At 62.6% G+C, this 26,489-nt stretch carries 20 protein-coding genes, 1 tRNA gene and 1 pseudogene; 5 read left to right on the top strand and 17 right to left on the bottom strand.

The features are described 5' to 3' along the window. Positions 1–100 precede the first annotated feature (100 nt). From mnmH to ABIE53_RS24250, 3 genes are read left to right on the top strand one after another with little or no spacing between them, the layout of a single operon-like run. On the top strand, positions 101–1,168 hold the full coding sequence (gene mnmH, locus ABIE53_RS24260; protein ID WP_053859609.1) for a tRNA 2-selenouridine(34) synthase MnmH: 1,068 nt from the start codon (positions 101–103) through the stop codon (positions 1,166–1,168). A gap of 25 nt (positions 1,169–1,193) precedes the next feature. Continuing rightward, positions 1,194–2,249 (top strand): permease, encoded by a 1,056-nt coding sequence (locus ABIE53_RS24255; RefSeq protein ID WP_006049078.1) that lies wholly within the window; start codon positions 1,194–1,196, stop codon positions 2,247–2,249. Beyond that, positions 2,249–2,383, top strand: coding sequence for a hypothetical protein (locus ABIE53_RS24250; RefSeq protein WP_006049077.1), 135 nt, complete (start codon positions 2,249–2,251; stop codon positions 2,381–2,383). The genes ABIE53_RS24255 and ABIE53_RS24250 overlap by 1 nt, the downstream gene beginning before the upstream one ends. A gap of 81 nt (positions 2,384–2,464) precedes the next feature. Here ABIE53_RS24250 and ABIE53_RS24245 read toward each other — a convergent pair whose 3' ends face one another. From ABIE53_RS24245 to ABIE53_RS24205, 9 genes are all read right to left on the bottom strand, one after another. Beyond that, complete coding sequence (locus ABIE53_RS24245; protein WP_053859611.1) at positions 2,465–3,775, bottom strand: MFS transporter; 1,311 nt, start codon at positions 3,773–3,775, stop codon at positions 2,465–2,467. Positions 3,776–4,317: 542 nt separating this feature from the next. After that, positions 4,318–5,769: a TolC family protein gene (locus ABIE53_RS24240; RefSeq protein WP_376916192.1), complete on the bottom strand. Its 1,452-nt coding sequence runs from the start codon at positions 5,767–5,769 to the stop codon at positions 4,318–4,320. Then, the gene (locus ABIE53_RS24235; RefSeq protein ID WP_192699421.1) at positions 5,759–7,177 is read right to left on the bottom strand and encodes an HlyD family type I secretion periplasmic adaptor subunit; all 1,419 of its coding nucleotides are present in this window, start codon (positions 7,175–7,177) and stop codon (positions 5,759–5,761) included. Before ABIE53_RS24235 ends, ABIE53_RS24240 begins: the two co-directional genes overlap by 11 nt. Beyond that, positions 7,174–9,324, bottom strand: a complete 2,151-nt coding sequence (locus ABIE53_RS24230; RefSeq protein ID WP_192699422.1) for a type I secretion system permease/ATPase — start codon at positions 9,322–9,324, stop codon at positions 7,174–7,176. The genes ABIE53_RS24235 and ABIE53_RS24230 overlap by 4 nt, the downstream gene beginning before the upstream one ends. Before the next feature lie 100 nt (positions 9,325–9,424). After that, positions 9,425–9,832: a TonB family protein gene (locus ABIE53_RS24225; RefSeq protein WP_192699423.1), complete on the bottom strand. Its 408-nt coding sequence runs from the start codon at positions 9,830–9,832 to the stop codon at positions 9,425–9,427. A gap of 103 nt (positions 9,833–9,935) precedes the next feature. Continuing rightward, on the bottom strand, positions 9,936–13,820 hold the full coding sequence (locus ABIE53_RS24220) for a beta strand repeat-containing protein (protein ID WP_376916189.1): 3,885 nt from the start codon (positions 13,818–13,820) through the stop codon (positions 9,936–9,938). A gap of 16 nt (positions 13,821–13,836) precedes the next feature. Continuing rightward, complete coding sequence (locus ABIE53_RS24215) at positions 13,837–14,496, bottom strand: formylglycine-generating enzyme family protein (protein WP_376916187.1); 660 nt, start codon at positions 14,494–14,496, stop codon at positions 13,837–13,839. Continuing rightward, a complete protein-coding gene (locus ABIE53_RS24210) occupies positions 14,420–14,779 on the bottom strand; it encodes a formylglycine-generating enzyme family protein (RefSeq protein WP_376916185.1) in 360 nt (119 codons plus the stop codon). The genes ABIE53_RS24215 and ABIE53_RS24210 overlap by 77 nt, the downstream gene beginning before the upstream one ends. Positions 14,780–15,443: 664 nt before the next feature. After that, on the bottom strand, positions 15,444–16,187 hold the full coding sequence (locus ABIE53_RS24205) for a GntR family transcriptional regulator (protein WP_114156858.1): 744 nt from the start codon (positions 16,185–16,187) through the stop codon (positions 15,444–15,446). A 164-nt stretch (positions 16,188–16,351) separates the two neighbouring features. On the opposite strand from ABIE53_RS24205, the gene ABIE53_RS24200 reads away from it, so the two are divergent. Together ABIE53_RS24200 and ABIE53_RS24195 are read left to right on the top strand one after the other, a co-directional pair. Then, positions 16,352–17,674 (top strand): MFS transporter, encoded by a 1,323-nt coding sequence (locus ABIE53_RS24200; protein ID WP_192699426.1) that lies wholly within the window; start codon positions 16,352–16,354, stop codon positions 17,672–17,674. A 2-nt stretch (positions 17,675–17,676) separates the two neighbouring features. After that, entirely contained in the window at positions 17,677–18,570 is an 894-nt protein-coding gene (locus tag ABIE53_RS24195; RefSeq protein WP_053859614.1) for an amidohydrolase family protein, read from the top strand. A 100-nt stretch (positions 18,571–18,670) separates the two neighbouring features. Here the strand turns inward: ABIE53_RS24195 and ABIE53_RS24190 are convergent. The 8 genes and pseudogenes from ABIE53_RS24190 to ABIE53_RS24155 all read right to left on the bottom strand — a co-directional run bounded on the left by ABIE53_RS24190 (position 18,671) and on the right by ABIE53_RS24155 (position 26,333). Next, positions 18,671–18,747 (bottom strand) — tRNA-Val (locus tag ABIE53_RS24190). A gap of 55 nt (positions 18,748–18,802) precedes the next feature. Then, positions 18,803–20,305 carry a M81 family metallopeptidase gene (locus ABIE53_RS24185; protein ID WP_006049071.1) on the bottom strand — a complete coding sequence of 501 codons (1,503 nt, stop codon included), beginning with the start codon at positions 20,303–20,305 and terminating at the stop codon, positions 18,803–18,805. Next, positions 20,302–21,600: a Zn-dependent hydrolase gene (locus tag ABIE53_RS24180; RefSeq protein ID WP_192699427.1), complete on the bottom strand. Its 1,299-nt coding sequence runs from the start codon at positions 21,598–21,600 to the stop codon at positions 20,302–20,304. The genes ABIE53_RS24185 and ABIE53_RS24180 overlap by 4 nt, the downstream gene beginning before the upstream one ends. 33 nt (positions 21,601–21,633) lie before the next feature. Further along, entirely contained in the window at positions 21,634–22,335 is a 702-nt protein-coding gene (locus ABIE53_RS24175) for an ABC transporter ATP-binding protein (protein ID WP_029966616.1), read from the bottom strand. Next, positions 22,332–23,099 (bottom strand): ABC transporter ATP-binding protein, encoded by a 768-nt coding sequence (locus ABIE53_RS24170; protein WP_192699428.1) that lies wholly within the window; start codon positions 23,097–23,099, stop codon positions 22,332–22,334. The genes ABIE53_RS24175 and ABIE53_RS24170 overlap by 4 nt, the downstream gene beginning before the upstream one ends. Beyond that, positions 23,096–24,178 (bottom strand): branched-chain amino acid ABC transporter permease, encoded by a 1,083-nt coding sequence (locus ABIE53_RS24165; RefSeq protein WP_192699429.1) that lies wholly within the window; start codon positions 24,176–24,178, stop codon positions 23,096–23,098. Before ABIE53_RS24165 ends, ABIE53_RS24170 begins: the two co-directional genes overlap by 4 nt. After that, a pseudogene (locus ABIE53_RS24160) lies at positions 24,175–25,036 on the bottom strand (branched-chain amino acid ABC transporter permease). The gene ABIE53_RS24165 and the pseudogene ABIE53_RS24160 overlap by 4 nt, the downstream one beginning before the upstream one ends. A gap of 88 nt (positions 25,037–25,124) precedes the next feature. Continuing rightward, entirely contained in the window at positions 25,125–26,333 is a 1,209-nt protein-coding gene (locus ABIE53_RS24155; RefSeq protein ID WP_006049065.1) for an ABC transporter substrate-binding protein, read from the bottom strand. Positions 26,334–26,489 lie beyond the last annotated feature (156 nt).

The raw sequence follows: 26,489 nt of genomic DNA, 5'->3' as shown, positions 1-26,489 counted from the left end.
CTTTCCGGCGGCCTTGTGACGTTGCGGCGCCCCTTGGCACGCGTTGCTGCCCGGTTTCCGTCGTTCTCTGCTTTTTGTCCCATTTCGTATCGGCACGCCCTTGAAAAACCTACTCGTCAGCCTCGATCAAGCCGGTGATTTCGATGAAATCATCGACGTGCGCACGCCTCTCGAGTTTGCCGAGGATCATATTCCGGGCGCCATGAACGCGCCGGTGCTGAGCAACGAGGAACGGGTGATCGTCGGCACCATGTACAAGCAGGTGTCGCCGTTCGAGGCGACGAAGGTCGGCGCGGCGCTGGTCGCGCGCAACATCGCGCGGCATCTGGAAACTACCTTCGCGGACCGGCCGCGCAACTGGCGGCCGCTCGTTTATTGCTGGCGCGGCGGCAAACGCTCGGGCTCGGTCACGTCGCTGTTCAATATGATCGGCTGGCCGGCGCGTCAACTGGACGGCGGCTACAAGACTTATCGGCGGGCGACTGTCGAGGCGCTCGTCACGCTGCCGACGCAGTTCCGTTACGTCGCGCTGGTCGGCCCGACCGGCAGCGGCAAGACGCGGCTGCTCGCGGCGCTCGACGAAGCCGGCGCGCAAACGCTCGACCTGGAAGCGCTGGCCGCGCATCGCGGCTCGCTGCTCGGCGCATGGGCGGGTGTTGCGCAGCCGTCGCAGAAACGCTTCGACACCTTGCTCGTTAGCGCGCTGCGCGGCTTCGACGCCGCGCGTCCGGTGTTCGTGGAAGCGGAGAGCCGCCGCATCGGCGCGATTACGCTGCCGCTCGCGCTGCTCGAGACGTTTCATCGCGGCGCGTGCGTGGAAGTGGCGACGAGCCGCGAAGACCGCTCGGCGTTTCTGCTCCACGACTACGCGCATCTGTTCGACGACCCCGCGTTGCTGAAGACGCAACTGGAGCGCCTGATCGGCTTGCATAGCCGCGAGCGCGTGGCCGGCTGGCAGAAACTCGTCGACGAAAACCGGCGCGAGGAACTCGCGAACGCGCTCATTGAACTGCATTACGATCCCGCTTACGCGCGCAGCAGCCATCAGCATTTCGTGCACTTGCCGCAGGCGCTGCAAATCGAATTCCGGCCGAACGACGCCGACGTCGTCGACCAGGCCAAAGCGCTTCTCGCGCAACTCGACAAGCGCTCGTTCGCGCTTGTTTGACTCAACATCAACGTTTGAAAACAACATGCAATCAACCCTTCGCCAGCCCCGCGTCGCTCTTGGCTGGATCGTGTTCCTTGCGATCGCCGTCGTCGGACTCTTCTATGTGAAGTGGTTTCCGTATTACAACCGCGCGTTCGTCGCCGCGAGCCAGCATTCGATCGGCAAGTCCATTCTGATGGGCACGTCGGCGAGCGCGCCGGAAGCGTCGTGGCAATCCGCAATCGACTACGCGTTCGCGTACGGCAAGGCGATCTGGCAAGCCATGGTGCTGGGGTTGCTGCTCGGCTCCGCGGTCCAGGCGCTGATTCCGCCGCAATGGGTCGCACGCGCGCTCGGCCGCAGCGACTTCAGCAGCGTCGTGAAAGGCGGCCTCATGTCGTTGCCCGGCATGATGTGCACCTGCTGCGCGGCGCCGGTGGTCGCGGGACTGCGCGCGCGTCAGGCGGCGCCCGGCGCGGCCATCGCCTTCTGGCTCGGCAATACCGCGCTGAATCCGGCTACGCTGGTTTTCATGGGCTTCGTGCTCGGCTGGCAATGGATGGGCCTGCGGCTCGCGCTCGGCCTCGTGATGGTGTTCGGCCTCGGCTACCTGGTGAACCGCATGGTCACGCCGAAGGAAGCCCAGGCGTCGCGCGAAGCCATCGCGCAACTCGTCACCGAAGACGAACCGGGCAACGCCTTCACGCGCTGGGTGAAAATCCTCGGCACGATGACGCTGCGTCTCGTGCCCGAATACATCGTGCTCGTGCTGATTCTCGGCGCGGCGCGCGCGTGGCTCTTTCCGCATGTCGGGCCGGATATCGACAACAGCGTGTTGTGGATCGTCGCGCTGTCCATCGCCGGCACGCTGTTCGTGATTCCGACGGCCGGCGAAGTGCCGATCATCCAGGCGATGCTGTCGTTCGGCGTGGCCGCCGGTCCGGCCGGCGCGCTGCTGATGACGCTGCCTTTGATCAGCGTGCCGTCGATGGCGATGCTCGGGCGCTCGTTCCCGAAGCGCGTGCTGAGCGTGGTCGCGCTGGCCGTGGTGATCTGCGGCGTAGTCAGCGGCCTGCTCGCGGCGGTGTTGAGGTTCTGATGAAAAAGCTTGCGGTATTTACGCTGGCGTCGTGGTCGGCGGCGGCGCTTCTCTACTTCGGCCAACATTCGGTGGCGCTCATCGCCGTGACCGGAGTGTTGGTGCTGGCGAGCTTCGATCTGCTTCGTCCTTGAAGCCGATTTGAGCGTGCGTGATTCAGGCTCGTAAATGCATACGGCCGCGCAGTTGCGCGGCCGTTTTTTTGTACCCGTCTATCAGTTCGAACGCAGCGGCGCTGTTTCAAGTGCTACGCGGCGGCGCGCGCCGATCAACGCGGCAATGCCGGTCCCGATTCCCAACGTCAGCAAACATGCGGTCGGCACCAGCATCGGCGCGATCTGGCTGTGCGCCGTCTTGCCGACGTACGGCATCAGGTTCTGTCCCGCGAAGCCGCCGAGATTGCCGATCGCATTGATCGCAGCAACGCTCGCCGCGGCGCGCGCGCCCGAGAAAAAGCGCGGCGGCAGCGACCAGAAGCACGGATAGAGCAACGGAATGCATGCGCCGCCGAGGCACAGCGCCGCGAAGCGCAGGGTTGCGGTGGGCAGCACGAGGCTGGACGCGAAGCCCACCACGCCGACCGCTGCAACAAGGCTCATCGCCTTCAACACCACGCGCTCGCGCTTGAGTTTGCCGGGAAGCCACAGCAGCAGCAGCGTCGCGAGCGCCCACGGAATCATGTTGAGCACACCGTTGAGCGACGACGACACTCCGTCGCTTTTCAGCAGCGTGGGCATCCAGTACGTCACGCCGTACAGCGACGTCGACATCAGCATGTACGTCAGCGCGAACATCAACACCTTGGGATCGAGCAGCGCCGCCCACGGATGCGTCGCCTTCGCGGCGTCCGAGGCCTCGCGTTTCAGCGCGGCGAGCACGACGTCCTTCTCCTGTTGCGAGAGAAACGGCGCGTCGCTGACCGAATTCGGCAGGTACTTGAGCGCGACGAAGGCAACGATCACCGCGGGCAAGCCGGTCGCGATGAACACCCACTGCCAGCCCGCGAAACCCCACGTGCCGCCGAGCGTCAGCAGGAGCCCGCCGATCAGCGAGCCGAGCATGTTCGCGAGCGAACTGCCGAGCGTGAAAAAGCCCAGCACTCTCGTGCGATAGCTCTGCGGAAACCACTGTGTGAGGTAATAGATGACGCCCGGATAAAACCCGGCTTCCGCGACGCCCAACGCAAAACGGAACGAGTAGAACACCGGCAGCGAACGGGCAAACGCCATCAATACCGTGACGACGCCCCACGTCAGCATGATGCGCGCAAGCCACGCGCGCGCGCCGAAGCGATGCAGCGCGAGCGTGCTCGGCACTTCGAACAGCAGATAGCCGATGAAGAACAGCGACGCGCCCAATCCGTACGACGCCTCGGTCATACCGAGCGCGTGCACCATCTCCAGCTTGGCGAAGCCGACGTTCTGCCGGTCGATAAACGAAATCAGGAACATGATGATGAGAAGCGGCATTAACCGCCACGCCATCTTCTTCATGACCTGCTGCTCGAATGCGAGTTGTGTCGACATGGTTTCTCCGCTTGCCGGATTGCATCGGCAATATTGATACAGTCATATATATGATTATATGAATCGCGATGCGACGCCATGAGGTGATACCCGCATAGCGCGGGCGCACGGGGTCTTGCGCGAGAGAGAAGAAAACGCCGGCGTGGCGTTTAGCGGATGTCGACCTGATACTGGAACGTATCGGCCGCGCCGCGCGTGCTGCGCCATTCGAACGGCGCGCCGGCGAAGTCGGAAGCCACGGTTGCCGGCCGGTGACCTGCGAACCGGTTTGCCGGATTCACGGACGGCGCAGCGTTTTCCCGCGCCGCTACCGTCCATGCCGACTGCGCCGGAAACGGACGCGATCCGCATACGCGATGTCGAGCACGCTCCAGCCACCAGCCAGGCTTACGGCCGGGGTCATCACGATCCCGGCAATCAGCACGGCCCGACGGAGCCGGTTCCTTGTTCTGCAATTCACGAGTTCTCTCTCACTTTTTCATACCCCCGAACGATGATGAACTGTTTCGCTCCAAGAAATCCAGGCCCGCGACGGCACTGTTTCATTCCGTCGGCAGTCTCTGAGTGATGTCGCGCATGCTCAGCCGCCCGAGTTTCGACGCCAGCTGCAGTTTCGCGTTATGCCAGTCAGCCAGCGCCTGCACGCGCCGCTGCTGCGCGGTCGCCAGCGCCGTCTGCGTGTTCAGCAGTTCGAGAATGTTGCCGACACCGGCCCGGTAGCGGTGCTCAGCCGCGTCGAACGAACGCCGCGCGATTGCAAGGAGGCTTTCGCTGTGCACCGCGTTCTCTGTCGCTGTGCGCTGCGCCTGGTAGCTGGTCCACACATCAAGCGCGACCTGTTGCCGTGTTCCGTCGAGCGCGTCGTCCTGCCGTTCCGCTTCGGCCTCGGCCTGACGGACCTGATAATGCCGGCCGAACCCTTCGAAGAACGGGATCGTGACCTGCACACCGACATAGGCGTCGTGACCGGTTGCGGGAAAGGTCGGAATTCCGAGCCCGAGAGTTGCAGGCTGGTTGTTATGGCTGTATTTCCCGACCAGGCTGATGTTCGGCAGGCCTTCCGCGCGCGTCTGCGTGACCTTGGCCTGCGCCGCCTCGAACTGCGCCTGCGCGGCGAGAACCGCCGGGTGGGTGCGCTTCACGTCGTCAATCAGTTGCGCCACTGATTCGCTATACGCCGCATCGGGCAGCGGGGTCGCGGTCGCCGCCGGCACGACGAGCGGCTCGCCGGGGTCCAGTCCGATGTCCGACGCGAGCATGCCGAGTGCTGTCTGCGCATCGCCTTCAGCCTTGGTGAGATTGAACACCGCTTCGTCGTGCTGCGTCTGCGCCTGCAGCGCATCCGTGACCGGTGCAACACCGCGGTCGACCCGCGCTTGGGCGGCCGTCAGGCTGTCCTGTGTCATCCGCTCAACCTGGGCCGCTGCTTCACGTGCGCCCAGCGCCGCCTGCGCGGCGTAGTACTCTTTCGCAACCGTCGCGAATGTGTCCTGCAGCGTCGCGTCCTGCGTCGCACGCGCGGCCGCGAGCAGTTCGGATGCGTCACGCAGCGCTGCCGCGCGTGCGCCGAAATCGAACAGCACCCAGTTCAGCGACACGCTTTCCGAGCGGACCGTGGCCGTCGTGTTCGAGCCCAGCTCCGGGTGACCGTTCACGTCCGTCGCCGAATCGTCGCGCACACCCTGCCAGTTGCCCGACATGGTCGGTAGGAATGCGGCACGCGCGACGCCCATAGCAGCCGCCTGCGCCTTCACATCCGCCCATGCTTCGCGCGTCTTCGGGTTATGGCACAGACCGCGCCCGACCGCTTCGTGCAGGGTCAGGGGCTGTCCCGGCGCACCGGACTCGCACGGCCGCTCTCCGGGAGTCATGCTGGCGCCCGGATTGGCTGGAATGCTGCCTTGCGCGAACAGCGGATCGAACGCCCACGCATGGCCCGCCATCACCAGTATCACGCCGGCTGCCGCGAGCCTGGCGATACGCCTACCGTTCACGCATGCTCTCCCCGGTGGTCTGCAGCAGCGGGTCGAGGAAATAGCCGGCCACGCTGCGTTTGCCGGTTTTGATGTCGGCGGTGACTTCCATGCCCGGGGTCAGCGTGATCCACTTGTGGTCAACATGCATACGATTGGTCGCGAGCCGGATGCGCACCGGAAATACGAGTCCCAGCTTCCTGTCCTGTGCCGCGTCGTTGGACACCGATTCGATGGTCCCGCTGATGAAGCCGTAGCGGGTGTACGGAAAGGCATCCACCTTGACGGCAACCGTCTGGCCGACGTCGACAAAACCGATATCGCGGTTCTGGAGTTGCGCTTCGACTTCGAGCGCGTCGTCGGGCACGATCTCCATGAGCGATTGCGCGGTGGTCACCACGCCGCCCAGCGTATGCGTGGCCAGTTGCTGGACCGTGCCCGACACGGGCGCGGTCAGGCTCAGGAGGGCCCGGCGCGTCTGTGCCTTGGTTTCGTCATTACGGCTTTGCGCCACCTGCTGGGTGTCCTTCTCCAGTTCATCAAGCTGCTGGCGACGGAATTTCGATGCGATTGATGCCATATGAGCGCGTTGCTCTGCTACACCGGCGGCCAGCTCGCGCGCATGACTCAGTTGCGCCGCAAGCTCGTGCTCCTGACCGAGCGCGGTCTGTTCCTTGTCGAGGTAGTCGTTGCGCGCGACGTAGCGGTCGGCCACCAGCGCCTGATAGGCATTGGCCTGCTGCCGGGCAAGCGGCGCCGTCGCCTGCAGTTTGGCGATTTCCTGGCGCGTGCTGTCGAGTTCAGCTTCGCGCTTGAGCAGTTCCGCTTTCGCACTGTCGATGGTGTCCTGGTACTCACGGAATGCCCCTTCGGCGAAGCGTTGTGCGTCCTGCTGCCGGTTGTCGGGCGCACCCTCCACCGTGGCGACGACCGGTGCGCGACTGTCATGCTGGGCGGCGAGCAGCGCGTTGGCGCGCGCGGCACCGAGCGCGGCGTCAAGCTTCGACGAGCTGGCCTTATCCGCGTCCGCGGCAGCCTGCGTCGTATCGAGCCTGACCAGCAGTTGCCCGGCCTTCACCTGCTGTCCGTCATGAACCAGAATGTCGCGGACCACGCCCGTCATCGCAGGTTGGATCACCTTGACCCGCGCGTTGGGGACGAATTTGCCGCTCGCCGAAACGACGATGTCCAGCCGGCCGAATATCCCGATCAGCACCGCCACCACCGTCAGCAGCACGAGGATGCGATTGGTCCAGCGCGGCGCGGGATGAACTGGTGTCTCGACCAGTTCGAGGTGCGCGGGCTGGAATGCCAGCTCGTATTCGAGCTTCGCAGGCGCATCCAGCTGCCCACGGATGGACCAGGCGGTGCACCACACGGTCGCATAGCGGCGCAGCAGATCGAGCAGCGCCTGAAGTCGGAGATTCATGAAGCATATCCATTCTGCAGTGACACGAGATGCGCGTAGTAACCGCGTTTTTCAAGCAGTTCGTCGTGCCGTCCCCGCTCGACAATCTTGCCCCTGTCCATTGCGATGATCTGGTCGGCGTGCCGGACCGCGGTGAGCCGGTGCGCGATGATGATGACGGTGCGCCCTGCACAGATCGCTTTCATGTTGTTCTGGATGACGCGTTCGGTTTCGAAGTCCAGCGCGCTCGTCGCCTCATCGAAAATCAGGATACGCGGATTGGTCAGCAGCGCGCGGGCGATGGCCAGCCGCTGACGCTGCCCGCCTGACAGGTTGCCGCCGTGTTCCTCGATGCGAGTGTCATAACCGTGCGGCAGTTCACTGATGAAATCGTGTGCTCCCGCCAGTCTGGCAACGCGCATGACGGCTTCGAGCGGAGCGCCGGGATCGGTGAGCGCGATGTTCTCGCGCACCGTCCGGTTAAAGAGCAGGTTTTCCTGCAGCACTACACCGACCTGACGGCGCAGCGATGCCGGATCGGCCAGCGCAAGATCAATACCGTCGATGCGCACCGTTCCGTGCTCGGGCAGGTAGAGCCGCTGCAGCAGTTTCGTCAGCGTGCGCTTACCGGAGCCGGATCGGCCCACGATGCCGATGACTTCACCGGCCCGGATATCCAGCGAGACCCCGTCAAGAACGGGCGGACTGTCGGGCTGGTAGCGAAAGCGGATCTGCTCGAAACGGATGTCGCCCCGAACGGCGGGTAGCGCCTGCCGGCTGGGTGGCAGTTCGGTGCGCGAGTTCAGGATATCGCCCAGCCGGCTCATCGAGATTCCGGTCTGCTGGAAATCCTGCCATAGCTGCGCGAGGCGCAGCACGGGGGCAGCAACGCGCTGCGACATCATGTTGAACGCGATCAGTCCGCCTACCGTGAGCCCGCCATCGATGACGAGCTTCGCGCCGAGCAGCAGCGTAGCCAGTGATACCAGCTTGCCGACGTACTGGATCATCTGCTGGCCGACATTGCCCAAGGCCGTCACACGAAATCCCGCTGCCACATACGCGGCCAGTTGCGTTTCCCATTTCTTCGTGAACTGCGGCTCGACGGCCATCGCCTTGACCGTTTCAACGCCGGAGACTATCTCAACAAGGAACGACTGGTTATCTGCGCCCCGTGCGAATTTCTCATTCAGACGTTGCCGCAACGTCGGCACCAGCGCCATCGAAATGCCGACGTAAGCGGGCAGCGAGATCACGACGACGAGCGTGAGCCACACGCTGTAGAAGCACATCACCACGATGAATACGACCGAGAAAAGAAGGTCGATGACGGCAGTCAGCGCCTGGCCAGTGAGAAAGTTGCGAATATTTTCGAGTTCACGCACCCGTGCGACGGTATCCCCCACACGCCGGGCGGCGAAGTAATTCAGCGGCAGCGCAACCAGATGCCGGAACAGGCGCGCACCCAGTTCCACGTCGATGCGGTTCGTCGTATGGGAAAAGAGGTAATTGCGCAGGCCGGTCAGCACGACCTCGAAGGTCGAACAGGCGAACAGGGCCACGCCCACCACGGCGAGGGTATTGTAGGTGCGGTTCACCAGCACCTTGTCCATGACCACCTGAAACATCAGCGGTGACACGAGACCGAAAAGCTGCAGCACGAACGACACGGCAAGCACTTCGAGCAGCAGGCGCCGGTATTTCACAACAGCCGGAATGAACCAGGAGAAATCGAAACGGGCCAGTTCGCCAGCGAGCGATGCCCTTGACGCGAACAGGATCATGCGCCCCGTCGAGCGGGCTTCAAGCGCGTCAAGCGGCACCACAGCAGGCGTTGGCGCGCCGGCTTCGAGGACCAGTGCCCCGCCGCCTTCGACGCGGGCGATGACAAAATGCTCGCCGTTGCAATCCAGCGCGAGCGCGGGTAACGGCGTGCGCGCGAGCCTCTCGGTGCGTAGCGGTGCGACGCGCGCTTTCAGGCCGAGCGAACGGGCGCTGAGCACCAGCGTGTCCATGCTGTACGGTTCGTTGCCGGACGCCGCCGCGTGTCGCAGTTGCCCCGCGTCGGCGGCAATGCCATGAAAGCGCGCAATCACGACCAGGCACGCGAGTCCAGGATCGGCTGCGGGCGTGGATTCAGCAGGAGTGCGATGGTCAGGTGCGTTCATTCTGTTTGTGGCACTTTCAGGTGTGCCCGTCAGAAGGCAGGCACACGTGGAGAACATTTTGGGAACGGAGATGGTGGCGTGCGGCTTCGGGTGCGCCCGGCTAGCCAGCCGGTTTGACCGTAATGATGAAGTGCCGCTGCCTGTCAATCTGAGGGGGAGGAAGCGGCGAAGCCTGTCTCACCGCCGCCACCGCGATGGTGTCCCATTCCACATATCCGCTACTTTGCGCGAGGGTTGCGCTCGTGATCTGCCCATCGTCTGCGAGCCGGACCTCGACTACGGCCGACGCATGAGATGGCGTGTCGGAACGGCTGGGCCTGAGATGCGGGCGTACGCGCGACTGGACCTGTACTGCAAATTCACGGTCCTGCCGGCGAATCCCTGTGAGCAGCGCATCAGGTGTTCTGCCCTCGGAATCGCGCTGAAGCGATTGGCCAGCACGAGGCCCGTTGGCGCAGCCCACCAGTGCCAGACATGTCAGCATGCAGATTGCAAAACCGGTTTTCATGTTCGTTCGTTTCACTCTCACACCAGGCGCATCAGGTGCGCGCATCCGCAGCAGCGCATCTGCAGCGATACGCTGCAGATGCGACGCACAATCACGTTAAGGGTCAGTGCAGGCTGGCGGCCAGCATCGTCTGCGGGTGCTGCTGTGCAGCGGCAACCAGTGGGGAACTGGCGGCGGGCTGCGCGCCGAACGTCGCCATGCTGGCAATCAGGTTGTTAATCTGCAGATCAGCGAGGCTTGCGGTCACCGGGCCATCCGGACTTCCGTTGAACATCAGGTTCACGCCAGCGATGTCGCCGGTGGTGCCATCGGCATACGCGAACGTGCTGTCGACCAGGATCTGGTTGCCGTTGCTGTCGCGGTTGACCTGTGTACCGTCGAGGTTGATTGACGTGATGCCGAGCTGGCTGAGGCTGTACAGCTGGCCACTCTGGAACTGGCCGGTGCCGGTCGTATCAACCCAGACCTTCAGGTCATCCCACAGCGCATCGCCCGCCGTGAGGGATCCGCTGCCGGAACCATCGGCCCGTTGCGCAAGTGACTGCAGGGCGCCGAATCCGCCCACGAGCTGGCTGTCCTGCGTGATGACCGTCGTGTTGTCCGCATCGTTCGGGTCAAAGATCAGATACCCTTCGCCCGCCGTACCCCACGCGGTCTGGACCGGCTGGCCGTTGTTCTGCATGTCGAACGATGCGGGCGACACGGATAACGAGGTCGTTTCGACGGATTCGCCATCGAGGTTCAGGATGATCGGATCAGTACCTGTCCCGCAAACGAGGATGTTCAACTCGCCGGTGTCGGGCCCGAGAATGGGCGGCTCCGTGTCCCCCCAGGGTGGCGTCGAATCAGTCCCGGTGTATCCCGCATCAGAATAGTCTGTGCTGCCTGAACCGCCTGAATACCAGGTCCCATTGTTGAAGTATCCTGATTCAAAACCGGTAAAGGGGTCGAAGTTCGCGCCGGATGTCTGCGCGCCCGTGGCAGCATTGAAATTGTCAATCTGGCTGAAGTATGCACCGCCGCTAGCAAATTCCTCCTGATAGGCGTACGGGTTCGTCCCATCCCACCGGTAAACTGAATTCAGCGCGCCCGTGCCCGCGTTGAAATGATCATCCTCCGTTTCCTGGCCGCTTGCGTTGAACTTTATGATTTCGGTCGACCACGGTCCAGCAGCAGGATTGAATTTGATGTCTTCAGTTTCCAGTCGCGTCGACGGACTGAAGTACATTGCGTCCGTGAGCTGGCCGGTCGCCGCATTGAACTGGTCCCGCTCGATTTCCGCGGCGTTCGCATTGAACTTGTCTATCTCGTAGGAGTACGATGCGCCTGGACCGAACTTCGCGTCTTCCGTCTCCTGGCCCGCTGGGTTGAAAAACGCCTCGTCCGTCACACGCCCTAATGTGTCGAAATTGACCAGCTCGCCGAGACTGCCATTCTGGAAGTCGCGCTCCTGGTACTCCAGGCCGGCGGTGGTATAGAACCTTTCCGCGCCGGACACAAGGGAAATGGTGTCGCTTTGCGGGCCAACGATCGCGATCGTTTCATTCGCGCCGCCGTTCACTGTGTAGCCTGAGCCGCCTTGCAGTTGAAGATAGTCGCCGGTGCCCAGATGGATGGAGTCATTTCCGTTCTGCACGATGGCCTGGGTATTAGCATCCATCCAGATGCCGGTGCCCTGACCATTGGCCGAGACGCCACCCGATGTCAGGCCGTTCGCGAAGACCATGTCAGCCGTGCCGTTGGTCCCGCTGACGAAAACCGTCGAGCCAGCCGTCGCGTCGATGGTGTTGCCGCCGCCGATCACGCCCACGCTGTCGCCCGCGGTGACGTTCACGCCGTTGTAGGATCCAAGGATGCTGGCCTGGCTGTTCGCACCCAGCCAGATGCCCGTGCCCAGGCCGTTCGCACTGGTTCCGCCGAACTGAAGGCCATTCGCGTTGATCTGGTCGGCGTTGCCGTTAGTACCGCTGACTGAGGTCATCGTGCCAGCGGCCGCGTTGATCGTGTTGCCGCCACCGTAGGCGGTCACGCTGTCGCCGGCGTTTTCGTTGAGACCGTCGCCGCTGCCCGCGAGATTGACCTGTGTGTTGGCACCCAGCCAGATGCCCGTGCTCAGGCCGTTCGCACTGGTTCCGCCGAACTGAAGGCCATTCGCGTTGATCTGGTCGGCGTTGCCGTTAGTACCGCTGACCGAGGTCATCGTGCCAGCGGCCGCGTTGATCGTGTTGCCGCCACCGTAGGCGGTCACGCTGTCGCCGGCGTTTTCGTTGAGGCCGTCGCCGCTGCCCGCGAGATTGACCTGTGTGTTGGCACCCAGCCAGATGCCCGTGCTCAGGCCGTTCGCACTGGTTCCGCCGAACTGAAGGCCATTCGCGTTGATCTGGTCGGCGTTGCCGTTAGTACCGCTGACCGAGGTCATCGTGCCAGCGGCCGCGTTGATCGTGTTGCCGCCACCGTAGGCGGTCACGCTGTCGCCGGCGTTTTCGTTGAGACCGTCGCCGCTGCCCGCGAGATTGACCTGTGTGTTGGCACCCAGCCAGATGCCCGTGCCCAGGCCGTTGGCACTGGTTCCGCCGAACCGAAGGCCATTCGCGTTGATCTGGTCGGCGTTGCCGTTAGTACAGCTGACCGAGGTCATCGTGCCAGCGGCCGCGTTGATCGTGTTGCCGCCACCGTAGGCGGTCACGCTGTCGCCGGCGTTTTCGTTGAGGCCGTCGCCGCTGCCCGCGAGATTGACCTGTGTGTTGGCTCCCAGCCAGATGCCCGTGCCCAGGCCGTTCGCACTGGTTCCGCCGAACTGAAGGCCATTCGCGTTGATCTGGTCGGCGTTGCCGTTAGTACCGCTGACCGAGGTCATCGTGCCAGCGGCCGCGTTGATCGTGTTGCCGCCACCAGAGGCGCTGACGCTCATGCCAGAGTTTTCGTTGACCGTATCGCTGCCGCCAGCGATGTTAATACTGAAGCCGCCTGGGGCGAAATTGAACGTCTCGCCTGAGGCCGTAACGCTGTCGCCGGTGGCCCAGATACCCACGGTGTTGCCAGTTCCATTCACCGTCGCCGATGAATTCGCGTTGTAGAGCCTGAATATTGCACCAGAGTTTGGGACGAAATTGACAATGCCGCCGGTCCCGTAGAGGGCAGTAGTCGAACTTGCTCCAGCGTTAATCGTGTCGTTGTTCCCGCTGATCGTATCAGTTGCGCCGGTTGAGACATTGATCTGAAACGCGCTGACATCCGCCACCACTCCCGCGCCGGTAACCATCAATTCATCGACTGAACCATTGTAGGCAAGCTGTACCGAACTCGTCTGCGTTCCCTGAGCGTTGTTTTCCGTGTACTGGAATGCCCCGCCGCTGAGTGGCTTTTCAGCCAACGTGTCGCCGCTTGCGCCGGGCATGATGATTTCCGAATCACCGCTGGGGTCATTCAGGTTCAGGAGCATGTCTTCATCCAACTGTGGGGGAGTATTGCCGATCCACTTGTTGAACCCGGGCAAGAACGTGCTGTTGAACCAGTTTCCGACATCCACCGCTGTCCCGACTGCACCAACAGCCAGGGCGAAATCATTGGCGTTCTCCCCAATCTCGCCCATCAAATCAGCAAGACCACTATTCCCAATTGCTGTCGCCCATCCCGCAATTGTAGTAGCCGCAGTGTTGGCAATGCCGGCAGAGTCCACCGCGATCGAGGAAAGTGCCGCTGTTTGATCATTAATCTTTCCGGCTGCAAGTGCGGTCTGATATGCATACACTTGAGCCGGTATGTCAGTCACCCCCGCCAAGGTTCCCAATGCCGAAGCGTAGAGCGGATCCTTGCCAAGCGTCGCTATTGCACTCGAAAGCGCATTCGCGCTCGCGAGCATTCCCTGCTGCGCAGAAGAATCGTTAGGGTTCGCACTGTATTGCTTCGCAGAGTTAACATACGTAACCCATGAATTAAAGAAGGCACCAACATCTTTTGCGGTTTGAATAACATTGATCCCAGACACGACAGTTCCTTTTCAGTCAGTGTTGAATACTTCTGGCAAGACGAAACCCAAAGTCACTCACCCGACTATTGGCAGCCCCCCCTCCGCGCATTGCGGACCGCACTGCGACAGGAACTCCCGCCCAGCTTGTCCCCCGCAAGGTTCTTGATTTACAGGCATCCAGTTTCGACGATAGATTAGGCGGACTGTAATATTCGACATCCACGCAATCCTGAACCCATTGCGTCGCATTGCCCAGCATGTCGTACAGGCCCCACGGATTCGGCCTGAAAGAACCGACCGGTGCGGTATGGACATACCCGTCCGTGCAGGACGCATGGTCTATTTTCGGATCAAGGAGCCTCGCCGATTCATCGCGCGCGTTTTCGTATTGGCATTGATCCTGAGGATTGGTGCCCCAGTACGCGGCGGTTACCGTGCCGGCTCTCGCGGCATATTCCCATTCGGCCTCGGTCGGTAGCCTGTAGGCTGTTTCCGTGGTCCTGCGCAGCTTCGAATTGAGCCACGCAATGTATTTCTGCGCGTCACTCCAGGATACGCAGACTACCGGATCATTCTCGGTCTGCCTGAAACCGGGGTTCTGCCAGTCCGCGTTTGCGTCATTGACCCAGGTTTTTCCGTTGAAAATCTCGCAGCCCTTGCCTTGGGAATCCAGTCTCTTTTGCGAAAACGGCAAACTGACCCCGGGTTACAGCAAAGTTCGCCATGGCAAACGAAGCCACGTGCTCTTCATGGCGCGGTACTTCGTACCCATACATGACTTTATATTTATCTTCCACGCCCCGAAATTCTTCTTCGGTCGCGCCCATCATGTAATTGCCGGAGGGAAGTACAACCATTTCCGAGCAGCCATCGCAGTCGCGGAAATGATCAAGCTGCCCAACCCGGGTCATACGCCCATCGGCCATCGCGGCAATCGCCAGCAATGAAAAAATAACGAGGACCAACAGCTTGCCCAAGAGAGTCGTTTCACGACAACTTTTATCCATCTTTCCCAACTGTAGAATCTATCAGCCGCAATCGACAGGCCGGCGGCGATGGCCGGAAATGCACCACCGAATTTCGGGCAAGCGAACAGATAACCTTCCCGCACCAGCGCGACGTCTGCGCGGATAAATTCAGACCAAGCCCGGATCGTCATACCGCCGTGGCCCGCCCTGCCTCGGGCACGCATCGTTGCCTAGCCGTTTTCGTTCTTCATGTCGGCATCTGGTTGGAAAGTAGGGGCGCCATTGTTAGGGCCGCGATGGCGAACGTCCATCAAATAAAAACTATCAGGAATTGAGTTCACATTATTTGACGGAAATGAAATAATTTAGCGTGCCTAAGCAATCGGACTGGTCTGAAAAATCAATGTCCAGCCGCCGGACTTGCTACTGCATCGTCGTTGTGAACAGCGTGATGGCGTTCGCGCTGTAAACACCGGGTCGTTTCATGGTGCCAGGATTCGTGAACAAGAGGAATCCTGAGTGTACATCCGTTAATGTTCGTGACCTCGAACAACAGATAGCCGATGAAGAACAGCGACGCGCCCAATCCGTACGACGCCTCGGTCATGCCGAGCGCGTGCATCATCTCCAGCTTGTCTTGCGTGAGAGAGAAGAAAACGCCGGCGTGGCGCGTTCAGCGGATGTCGACCTGATACTGGAACGTATCGGCCGCGCCGCGCGTGCTGCGCCATTCGAACGGCGCGCCGGCGAAGTCGGAAGCCACGCGGTGAACGAGAATCACCGGGCTGCCCGTTTTGATGCCGAGCAGCGTGGCGGTTTCGGCGGTAGCCTGTTCGACGCGGAGAATCTCCGTCGCCGATGCGACCATCTGTTTGCACAGCCGTTCGTACAGCGGATACAGCAGGTCCTCGAACTGATCGAGCGGCAACGTGGCGAGCGCTTCGAAACGCGCGCGCGGCAGCCAGATTTCTTCGGCGAGAACCGTTCGGCGTTCGATCATGCGCACGCGCGACAAATGAATCGCTTTTTCCGAGGCCTTCATGCGCAACGCGTCGCGGATCTCCTCGTTCGGTTTGACGATCTCGCGCTTGAGCACACGCGCCGTGGGAAGCACAGGTTGGCCGTCGCGCGAAACGAAGCGGAAAAAGCGGAACAGCGACGAGTCGAAGCGCGGCCGCCGCACGAACGTGCCCTTGCCCTGGGTTCGCGTGAGCACGCCGTCGCTGACCAGCAGATCGATTGCCTTGCGCACGGTGCCGGTGGAAACGTTGTAGAACTGACCCAGTTCGGCCTCGGTGGCGATGGCCTCTTCGGGCGCCCACTCGCCGGCGGCGATGCGGCTGACGAGGTCGTCGCGCAATTGCTGGTAACGGGGCAGCCGGTCGTCCGGCCTTGACGCGAAAGACGCCGTGTTCATGGATTCATACAGTTATACAGAGGAGTCACCACTCTACCGCATCGCGCCGGTTTCAGGCGAGCAAGGGTTATTACCCAATGACCGCGCGCCGGATCGAGTGCAAGATTCATACATTCATATATATGACTGCATGAATTCCGACAGAACGACGGACGGAGATGGCTATGTTCAGGTGGTACAAAGAGAGTACGCCGGTGGAGCGCAACACCTTCTGGGGCTGCTTCGCCGGATGGGGACTCGACGCGCTCGACGTGCAGATGTTCACGCTCGCCATTCCGGCGATCATCGCGGCCTATGGCATCGGCCATACGCAAGCGGGCGCGATCAGCAGCGTCACGCTGATCTCGTCGGCGCTCGGCGGCTGGATTGCGGGCGCGCTGTCGGACCGCTTCGGCCGCGTGCGCACGTTGCAGATGACGATTCTCTGGTTCGCCGGCTTCACGTTCCTGTGCGCGTTCGCGCAGAATTTCCCGCAACTGCTGCTGCTCAAGGCGCTGCAAGGCTTCGGCTTCGGCGGCGAGTGGGCCGCGGGCGCGGTGCTGATGGCCGAGACGATCCGCACCGAGCATCGCGGCCGCGCGATGGGCGCGGTGCAAAGCGCATGGGCCGTCGGCTGGGGCGGCGCGGTGCTGGTCTACGCCGCGGTGTTTTCCTGGCTGCCCGGCGACACCGCGTGGCGCGTGATGTTCGCGGTCGGCCTGCTGCCCGCCGGCCTCGTGCTGTTCGTGCGGCGCAATCTGAAGGAACCGATGCGGGTTGCGCCCGTCGGCGTCGACGCGCACGCCAGGGTATCCGCGCTCGGTCAGATCGTGCAGGTGTTCCAGCCGCGTGTGCTGCGCACGACGCTCATCGGCGCGGTGCTCGGCACGGGCGCACACGGCGGCTACTACGCGATCATGTCGTGGCTGCCCACGTTTCTCGCGAAGGAGCGGCATCTGTCGGTGCTGAACACGGGCGGCTATCTCGCGGTCGTGATCGTCGCATTCTGGTGCGGCTGCATGCTGAGCGCGTATCTGCTCGATCGCATCGGCCGTCGACGCAATATCGCGTTGTTCGCTTTCTGCTGCATCGTCACCGTGCTCGCGTACGTGATGCTGCCGTTGACGAACATGCAAATGCTGGTGCTCGGCTTTCCGCTCGGCCTCTTCGCGGCGGGCATTCCGGCGAGCCTCGGGCCGCTCTTCAACGAACTGTATCCCGCCGACATGCGCGGCACCGGCGTCGGCTTTTGCTACAACTTCGGGCGCATTGCGTCGGCGGGTTTTCCGGTGCTGGTCGGCTACATGAGCCATTCGATGTCGCTCGGCGCGGCCATCGGCATCGACGCGGCCATTGCGTACGGGCTCGCGATGATCGCCGTGCTGCTGCTTCCCGAAACGCGCGGCAAGCGTCTGCGCGGCACGGCGCCGGATCAGTCCGCCGATCGTACCGATGCTGCGGACGCGACTGACGCCGCGCATCTCACCCTGAATCACCCGCGTAGTTGAATATGAACGCACTGGCCTCCTCACTCCCGTTTGCACACAGCGGCGTGGACTCGCACGCGCACGTTTTCGAGCGAGGCTTGCCGTTGAGCGGCGAGCGGCGCTACGCGCCCGCCTACGATGCAACACTCGACGACTATCTACCGCTGCTCAACGCGCACGGAATGACGCATGCGGTGCTGGTGCAGCCGAGCTTTCTCGGCACCGACAACGGCTATCTGTTGCAAGCGTTGGCCGCGCAGAGCGAGCGCCTGCGTGGCGTCGTCGTCGTTGCGCCCGACATAAGCACGAGTGAATTGGCGGACATGCACCGCCGCGGCGTGACGGGCATTCGTCTCAACCTGATGGAACAGACGCTGCCGGATCTCGGCGCACAACCTTGGACGTCCCTCTTCGATAACGTCGCGCGGCTCGGCTGGCATGTCGAGCTGCACAGAAACGCAGTCGATCTCGCGCCGATGATCGACCGGCTTCTCGAGCGCGGCGTGCGAGTCGTCGTCGATCATTTCGGCCGGCCCGATCCCGCGTTGGGCACACAGGACCGCGGTTTCAAAGCGCTGCTCGGTTATGGCAGCACGGGCAGCGTGTGGGTCAAGGTGTCGGGCGCGTATCGCTGTGCGGCGCCGGGCTCGCCGTTCGTTGCCGACGCAACGGCGCAACTGATCGAGCACTTCGGCACGCATCGCCTGATGTGGGGCAGCGACTGGCCGCACACGCAATACGAAGCGGTCACGAGCTACGGCGAATCGTTGTCCGCGCTGCTCGATCTCGGCCTTCATGCGGAGGATCTCGATTCAATCGTGCGCAAAACGGCCTTGTCGTTCTATAGATTCGATACGGAATCTGCCGCGCCGCAGGACGCAAGCGCATCGAACGCCGCTTTGCAACGCGCGATCTAAGCCTGAGCCGGATTCGAAAGGGAAAAGAGAACTGAAGCGACTTGCTGCTGATAGGACAGTAGACGAAAGCGAAGCCGCTTTCGTCTACGTCGCAATGCGTTGGTAGGCTCGATTGGATTCGAACCAACGACCCCCACCATGTCAAGGTGGTGCTCTAACCAACTGAGCTACGAGCCTGTAGAGGCGCGAATTATAGAGAGTCTCTCGAAACTGCACAAGGGCCGGACGTCATTCAATGCGCCGGGTTCCATTCGGCGTCGGCATCGAGCGGGAACACGGGGCGCTTCACGTTCTTGAAAGCGAAGAGCCCATAGTCCGAACTCGTCACGCCGCGGCTATCGCACTCCACGAGTCCCGCCGAAATCGGCACGAAAACCGGACGGCAATACATGCGCGATTTGAGCAGCAGAAAGCGCGCGCGACGCGGATCGATGCCGACGCTTTCGAATACGCCGAGGTCCCACGGTTCGTGCGTGTGCTCGGTCACGACGAGCTTCACCGTGCCCGTGTCGAGCACCGCCGCGCGCCCCATATGCGCGCGCTGGCCGGTGTAGGTCGGGCCGGTGATCACGTATTCGCCGTCGGTCAACGCGCGCACGACGCCGGTCATCGCGACCGGCGCACGCGGCGCGCCTGCGCCGCTCTCGACCTTGTTGCCGATCGTGATGGTGACCGTGCTGCCGACGCCCGCGGCCATCAGCGCGGCCACCGCCTGCGGATCGCACAACGGCCCGGTGACGATGCCGTCGAGTTGCCGTGCAAGCGCTTCTTCGAGCAGGTCCATCGTGTCGCACGTACCGCCCGACATGCAGTTGTCGCCATGATCGAGCAGCAGCACCGGCTTGTCGGCGTCTTTCGCGAGCGCGGCGGCTTCTGCAACCGATTCCGCGAGCGGTGCGCTGCGGTAGACGAAATCCTCGCGCTCGTTCCAGATCTGCCGCGCGATGCGCTCGGCGACCGCTTCCGCTTGCGCGTGATCTCCGTTGCCGACCACCACGACGCTGATGCAGGGCGCCTCGATATCGGCGAGCGAAAAGCCCGACAGCACCGAGACCGCGAGCATGCCGTCCGCTTCGGCGGCGCGGGCGGCATCGACCGCACGCTTCATCGCGCCTTCGGCCGTCGAGCTGCGCAGCGTATGCGTGAGCAGCGGCGGCTGACGCCACGCGATCACCGGCTTCACGTCGCCATGCATCGACGCGAACAGCAAACGCGCGGCGTGCGCGCCGGTCTCGTACATATCGACGTGCGGATAAGTCTTGAAGCTGACGATCACATCCGCGTTGTCGATCATCTTCTGCGTGACGTTGCCGTGCAGATCGAGTGCGACGGCGATCGGCGCATTCGGCAATGCGGCGCGCACGCGTTCGAGCAGATCGCCTTCGCCGTCGTTCGAATTTTCCGCGACCATCGCGCCGTGCAGATCGAGCATCACAGCGTCGCATCCGTTTGTGGCTGCAACGATTGCATCGCAGATCGCGTCGTAGGCCGCAGCGTCGACGGGTCCGCTCGGGTTCGCCGCTGCCGACACGGGCGTCACGATATGCGCGCCCTCGCGCGCGGCGGCGTCGATGAACGCGGCCATCGCGGTCTGCATGCCCTTGTTGTCGTTGAACGCGTCGTCGCCGAAACTCGGGCCGAGCTTCCCGCCGTTCAGACCGAAAGCGGACAACGGCGTGGCCACCGGCGAGAACGTGTTGGTCTCGTGATTCATCCGCGCGATGAGAATTTTCATATGCACGAGCCCTCCGGCACCGGCGCGCTCGGCACGGTTTGCGCCGCCTTCAGCATCGCGTGCAGCAATACGTTGCAGCCGGCTTCGAGATGATCCGCGCGTGCGTCCTCGATCTCGTTGTGGCTGATGCCGTCCTTGCACGGAACGAAGATCATCGCGGCCGGCGCGACGCGCGCGAGATAGACAGCGTCGTGGCCCGCGCCGCTGATGACGTCCATCGACGAAAAGCCGAGCATGTCGGCGCCTTCTTTCACCGCTGCCACCAGGTTTGCGGCGAACGGTTGCGGCGGGAAGTACACGACCGGCTCGATAGTCACGTCGATGCCCGCTTGCTCGCCCGCGGCCTTGCATGCTTCACGCAGTGCGCTGTCCATTGCGGTGAGCGTGGCGTCGTCGGCGGCGCGCAGGTCGACCGTCAGCTTCACGCGGCCAGGAATCACGTTGCGCGAGTTCGGATGCACGTCGACCCAGCCGACCGTGCCCCGGCCATGCGGCGCATGATCCAGCGCGATGCGGTTCACCGCGTGGATCAGATCGGCGGCGACGAGCAATGCATCGCGGCGCAACGCCATCGGCGTGGGTCCCGCATGCGCTTCCATGCCCTGCACGGTCACGTCGTACCAGCGCTGGCCGAGTGCGCCCTGCACGATGCCGATGGTCTTGTCATGCGCCTCGAGCACAGGACCCTGCTCGATGTGCGCTTCGAAATACGCTGCAACGGTATGCGGTTTCGTGTTTTCGCCGACGTAGCCGATGGCCGCCAACGCGTCGCGCACGGAAATGCCCTCGCGGTCGCGCTGATCGAGCGCATGCTCGAGCGTGAACGCGCCGGCGAAGACGCCCGAGCCCATCATCACCGGAACGAAGCGCGAGCCTTCCTCGTTGGTCCACACGGCGACTTCGAGCGGCGCGAGTGTCGTGACGTTTGCATCGGCCAGTGTGCGCAGCACTTCGAGGCCGGCGAGCACCCCGTAGTTGCCGTCGAATTTGCCGCCGGTCGGTTGCGTGTCGATGTGGCTACCCGTCGTGACGGGCGGCAGGTCGTCGCGCAAACCCGCGCGGCGCGCAAAGATATTGCCGATCGCGTCGACGCGCACGGTGCAGCCGATTTCCTTCGCCCACGCGACGAACCGGTCACGCGCGATGCGATCGAGTTCGGTGAGCGCGAGCCGGCAAACGCCGCCCTTCTCCGTCGCGCCGATCTGCGCGAGTTGCATGAGGCTGTTCCAAAGCCGTTCGCCGTCGACGCGCAGACGAGCAAGCGCGTCGCCGCGTTGTGAGTCATGAACTTGCATCAATGCTTCCTCATAGTGAAGTCGGGCGTAGCTTCAAACGACGCCGACGCCGAGATAGCGATCCTTGATCGAATCGTCGGCAGCGAACGATGCGTTATCGCCCGAATAAACGATCACACCTTGCTCGATGATGTAGTGGCGATCCGCGAGTTGCGTGCAGACCTCGAGGTTTTGTTCGACGAGCAGAATCGCGACGCCCGCCTCGCGAATCAGCTTGAGCTGCGCGACGATTTCTTCGACGATGACGGGCGCCAGACCTTCGACAGGTTCGTCCAGCATCAGAAGACGCGGGTGGTTCATCAGCGCGCGGCCGATGGCGAGCATCTGCTGTTCGCCGCCCGACAACTGTCCGCCGCCATTCGTGCGCCGCTCCTTGAGCCGCGGAAAAATCCGGTAGATGTCGTCGAGTTGCCACGGCGAATCTTTGCGCGCGCCGAGCCGCAAGTTTTCCTCGACGGTGAGCAAACGAAAAATGCCGCGATGTTCGGGCACGAAGCACACGCCGCGCGACGCGATCTTGTGCGGCTGCAGGCCGCTTATCGTCGTGCCGTTGAATGCGACGCGCCCGTTCTTCGGCGCGACGATGCCGGCAATCGCCTTTAATGTGGTGGACTTGCCCGCGCCGTTGCGGCCCAGCAGTGTGACGGTCTCGCCTTCGCCGATCTGCAAGGAAACGCCTTGCAGTATGTGACTTTTGCCGTAGAAGCCGTGAATGTCCTGCACGTCGAGAATCATGCGCGGCCTCCGGTGATCATGTTGCCGAGATACGCGCTGCGCACGCGCTCGTCGCCGCGAATTTCGTCGGGGCGTCCTTCCACTAGGACGCGTCCTTGCTGCATCACGGTGATGGTGTCGGAGATGTCCATCACGATGCCCATGTTGTGCTCGATCAGCACGACGGTGTAGTCGTCGCGCAGGCCGCGAATCAGTTGCTTCATATCGTCGAGATCGTCGATGCCCATGCCGGACGTCGGCTCGTCGAGAAAGATCGCCTTCGGTCGAGCGGCGAGCGCCATGCCGACTTCGAGCCGCCGCTGCTGACCATGCGACAGCGCGCCCGCCGGTATTTGGCTGAAGCGCTGCAACGCGAGACGTTCGAGCACACTGTCGACGGTATCGGTGTGCGCCAGCGCGCCGCGCGGCGGCGTCCATGCATTGAGCGCGCGCACGGCATCGACGCCTTGTGCGGCAAGCCGCAGATTTTCGCGCACGCTCAGATTGGCGAACAGGCTCGTCACCTGAAACGATCTCGCGACGCCGCGGCGCACGCGTTTGTGATCGGGCTCGTGCGTCACGTCGTGGCCGTCGAACACGATCTTGCCTGCGGTGATCGGCAACGTGCCGGTAAGTACATGAAAAAGCGTGGTCTTGCCCGCACCGTTTGGGCCGATCACCGAATGCACGGTGCGCGGCATGATGCGCAGGTTGACCTCGGAGAGCGCCGTGAATTTGCCGTAGCGCTTCATCACGCCGCTTGCGTTGAGAATGGGCTCGGTCATGTGCGCTCCGTTGCGGTGTCGTCGCTGCTACCCGTTGCGGGAACGGTCTGGGCGTCGTCTTGCGGATGACGGCGCAGCGCTTGCCAGATTCGCTCGCCAAGACCCCACAGACCGCGCTGCATGTAAAGGCTCACCGCCATCAGTACGATGCCGAGCAGCAGCAGCCAGCGCGGCCACAACGTGGAAAGCCAGTCGGCGAACAGCACATAGAACGCGGCGCCCAGCACCGACGCAAACAGATTGCCGGTGCCGCCGATCACCGTCATCACGAGGATCATTTCGCTCGTGTGGTAATCGATGTTGGATAGCGGCGCGATGCCCGTCATCAACGCATGCAATGCGCCGGCGAGCCCCGTCACCGCGCCCGAGATCACGAACGCCATGAGCTTGAACCGCTTGACGTCGTAGCCGACCGCGGCGGCGCGCGCTTCGTTGTCGCGAATCGCGAGCAACGTGCGGCCGAATACGGAGTGCGAGACGCGCATCAGCAGCCAGAACACGATGAGAAACAGCACGGCGACGAATCCGTAGTACTGCCACGGAGACGTCAACGCGATCAGTTCGTGGCCGAACAACCTGAGCGCGGGCCGCGGAATATCGAGCAGGCCGTTATCGCCGCCGGTCAGGTCGGGCGTCGTGTATGCGAGAAAGTAGAACAGTTGTCCGAACGCGAGCGTCAGCATCACGAAGTAGGTGCCGCGCTGTCTGATCGAAAACCATCCGACGAGTGCAGCCGCTGCCGCGCCAACCACGAGCGCCGCAAGCAGCGCAACGGGCACCGGCAATGCGGCTTTGGTCAGCACGAGCCCCGCGCTATAGCTGCCGAGTCCGAAGAAGATGCCTTGCCCGAACGACAACAGCCCCGTGTGGCCAAGGAGAAGATTGCAGCCCAACGCGGCAAGGGCGAAGACGAGGACCTCGGTGGCGAGCGAGCCGGAGCGCAGCGTCAACGGCAGAATGCATACGACCAGCAACGAGAGCAAAAGAAAACGGTAGCGATGCAGCGTGTGGCCCAACGCGCGCCCGCCGGATGCCTGCGGCGCCGCCTTCGCGACGCCGGATTTGGAAGTGTCGATCACGCGGCTCTCCCCAGTAGGCCATTCGGCCGCAACAGAAGAACGGCGGCCATCGCGACGTAGATCATCAGGCGCGCGCCCTCGGGCCACAGCGTGCTCATCACGCTTTGCACGATGCCGACCAGCAGGCCGCCCACCAGCGCGCCGAGAAAGTTGCCCATGCCGCCCACCACGACGACGACGAACGCGACGCCGAGCGCCTCGATGCCCATGAAGGGATCGACGCCGCGAATCGGCGCGGCGAGCACGCCGGCGAGCGCAGCCGTTGCAGCGCCGAGCGCGAACACGAGGCTGAATACACGCAACACGTTGATGCCGAGCAGCGACACCATTTCCGTCGATTCACTTCCCGCACGCACCGCGCTGCCAAGACGCGTGCCCTCCAGCACCCACCACAGTAACGCGGCGAGCACGGCCGTGAAGCCGATCACGAACAGCCGATACTTCGGATACACAAAGCTGCCCCAGATGACCACGCCGTTCAGCATGTCAGGAACCGGCACGTTATCGCCGAGCGGTCCCCACACGAGGATCGCGCACTCCTGCACGACGAGCGCGAGGCCGACCGTCACGAGAATGTGGAACTCGTGCTGCTGTGCGTAGACGTGCCGCAAGATCAGCTTTTCGACGACCCATGCCAATGCGCCGACTGCTATCGGGACGACGACGAGCGCTGTCCAGAAGTTCAGCGACCACTGCATCGCCTGATAGCAGAAATACGCGCCGAGCAGATAAAAGGCTCCGTGCGCGAAGTTCACGAAGCGCAGCAGGCCGAACACAATCGACAAACCCGACCGCGAGCAGGAAGTACAGCATCCCGACTCCGATACCGTTGACGATCTGCAGAAGATAAACGTTCATGGCGACTGTCTGGTGATTGAGCGCAACGTCGCTGCATTCATGGATGCCGGCACGACGTGGCCGGCGCTGCTCGGCGCGGCGTTGCGCGTCAGGTCAGTTTGCAACCGGTCTTGTCGAGCGGCAGGAACGATTGACCGGAGCTCACGATATCCGCGTAGTCGTCGGCGTTTTTCATCTTGTTCTTCGCCTTGCCCTTCAGCAGATAGTAGTTCTTCAGCACCTGATGATCGCCCTTGCGGACTTCTTCCGGACCTGTCAAACCATCGTATTTCATGCCTTCGAGCGCCGCAGCCACTTTCTTCGGATCGACATTGCCGGCCTTGACGATGCCATCCAGCAGAATCTTCGTGCAGACGTACGAGCCCGCGAGGCTGTAGTTGGGATTCGTCTTGAACGCCGCTTGCGTGCGTTTGACGAGATCGCGGTTCAGCGGCGAATCGATACCATGCCAGTACTGCGCGCCGAAATACACGCCGTCGCACAGATCCGCACCGAGCGACTCGAATTGCTCGAGACCGGAAGCCCACGCGAGCAGAATCGTGCAGTTGTTCTTCATGCCGAAGCTCACGGCCTGGCGCAGCGTGTCCGACGATTGCGAGCCGAAGTTGAGGATCAGCAGCACGTCGGGCTTCGCGGCAACCGCGTTCGTCAGATAGCCGCTGAACTCTTTTTCATTCAGCGAGTGATAACTGTTGCCCACATGCTCGATGCCCTTCTCCTTGAACACCGCTTTCGCCGCGGACAGAAGACCGTCGCCGAACACGTATTGCGGCGTGATGGTGTACCACCGCTTGGCCTTCGGCAGCATCTGGATCAGTGGGCGCACCGTCTGTTCGATCGCGCCATACGTGGGCACGGACCAGCGGAAAGTTGCGTCGTTGCAGTCCTTTCCTGTGATTTCGTCGGCACCTGCCGTCGTGATGAAAACGCCGCCGGCTTTCTGCACTTCCTTGCCCATCGCCAATGCTTCGGACGACAAAATACCTCCGGCAAAGAAGCGCGCGTTCTTCTGCTGGGCGATTTCCTGCACGCGGCGAACCGCCGTTGCCGGCTTGCCTTCGGTGTCGAGCACCGAATAAGCGAGCGGTTCGCCAAGCACCTTGCCGTATTGTTCGATGGCGAGCTTCATGCCGAGGTCGGCGTACTTGCCGTTGGCCGCGAACGCGCCGGACATCGGCACGGGACACGCGAATTGCACGCTGCCCGCCTGCGCAAAAGCACTGCGCGCGACGAGCGAACCCAGCGTCCCCGGAACGGCCGACAGCGCGGCCAGCTTCAATATATTTCGGCGATTCAAATCACGCTCCTTGGAGAGACACGCAGTGAACGACTACGAAAAGTGGCTGGCCGCGGTGTAGTCTTTGGTCTTAGTGCCGCGGTTCGTGCTATTTATCATGATAAATAGGATTGACTTGATCGTAGGTACAATAAATTCCAGTGTCAATAAGGCAAA

Origin of the sequence: Paraburkholderia sp. OAS925, assembly GCF_040543975.1 — a bacterium.
Lineage (GTDB): Bacteria > Pseudomonadota > Gammaproteobacteria > Burkholderiales > Burkholderiaceae > Paraburkholderia > Paraburkholderia graminis.
This window is presented reverse-complemented; position numbering and strand designations above follow the sequence as displayed.

What these genes read in the sequence shown, in the direction of transcription:
- ABIE53_RS24205 (WP_114156858.1), bottom strand. Translation starts at nt 16,187, where the DNA reads ATGAACACGGCGTCTTTCGCGTCAAGGCCGGACGACCGGCTGCCCCGT.
- ABIE53_RS24250 (WP_006049077.1), top strand. Translation starts at nt 2,249, where the DNA reads ATGAAAAAGCTTGCGGTATTTACGCTGGCGTCGTGGTCGGCGGCGGCG.
- ABIE53_RS24230 (WP_192699422.1), bottom strand. Translation starts at nt 9,324, where the DNA reads ATGAACGCACCTGACCATCGCACTCCTGCTGAATCCACGCCCGCAGCC.
- ABIE53_RS24225 (WP_192699423.1), bottom strand. Translation starts at nt 9,832, where the DNA reads ATGAAAACCGGTTTTGCAATCTGCATGCTGACATGTCTGGCACTGGTG.
- ABIE53_RS24255 (WP_006049078.1), top strand. Translation starts at nt 1,194, where the DNA reads ATGCAATCAACCCTTCGCCAGCCCCGCGTCGCTCTTGGCTGGATCGTG.
- ABIE53_RS24235 (WP_192699421.1), bottom strand. Translation starts at nt 7,177, where the DNA reads ATGAATCTCCGACTTCAGGCGCTGCTCGATCTGCTGCGCCGCTATGCG.
- ABIE53_RS24200 (WP_192699426.1), top strand. Translation starts at nt 16,352, where the DNA reads ATGTTCAGGTGGTACAAAGAGAGTACGCCGGTGGAGCGCAACACCTTC.
- ABIE53_RS24170 (WP_192699428.1), bottom strand. Translation starts at nt 23,099, where the DNA reads ATGACCGAGCCCATTCTCAACGCAAGCGGCGTGATGAAGCGCTACGGC.
- ABIE53_RS24185 (WP_006049071.1), bottom strand. Translation starts at nt 20,305, where the DNA reads ATGAAAATTCTCATCGCGCGGATGAATCACGAGACCAACACGTTCTCG.
- ABIE53_RS24180 (WP_192699427.1), bottom strand. Translation starts at nt 21,600, where the DNA reads ATGCAAGTTCATGACTCACAACGCGGCGACGCGCTTGCTCGTCTGCGC.
- ABIE53_RS24245 (WP_053859611.1), bottom strand. Translation starts at nt 3,775, where the DNA reads ATGTCGACACAACTCGCATTCGAGCAGCAGGTCATGAAGAAGATGGCG.
- ABIE53_RS24175 (WP_029966616.1), bottom strand. Translation starts at nt 22,335, where the DNA reads ATGATTCTCGACGTGCAGGACATTCACGGCTTCTACGGCAAAAGTCAC.
- ABIE53_RS24195 (WP_053859614.1), top strand. Translation starts at nt 17,677, where the DNA reads ATGAACGCACTGGCCTCCTCACTCCCGTTTGCACACAGCGGCGTGGAC.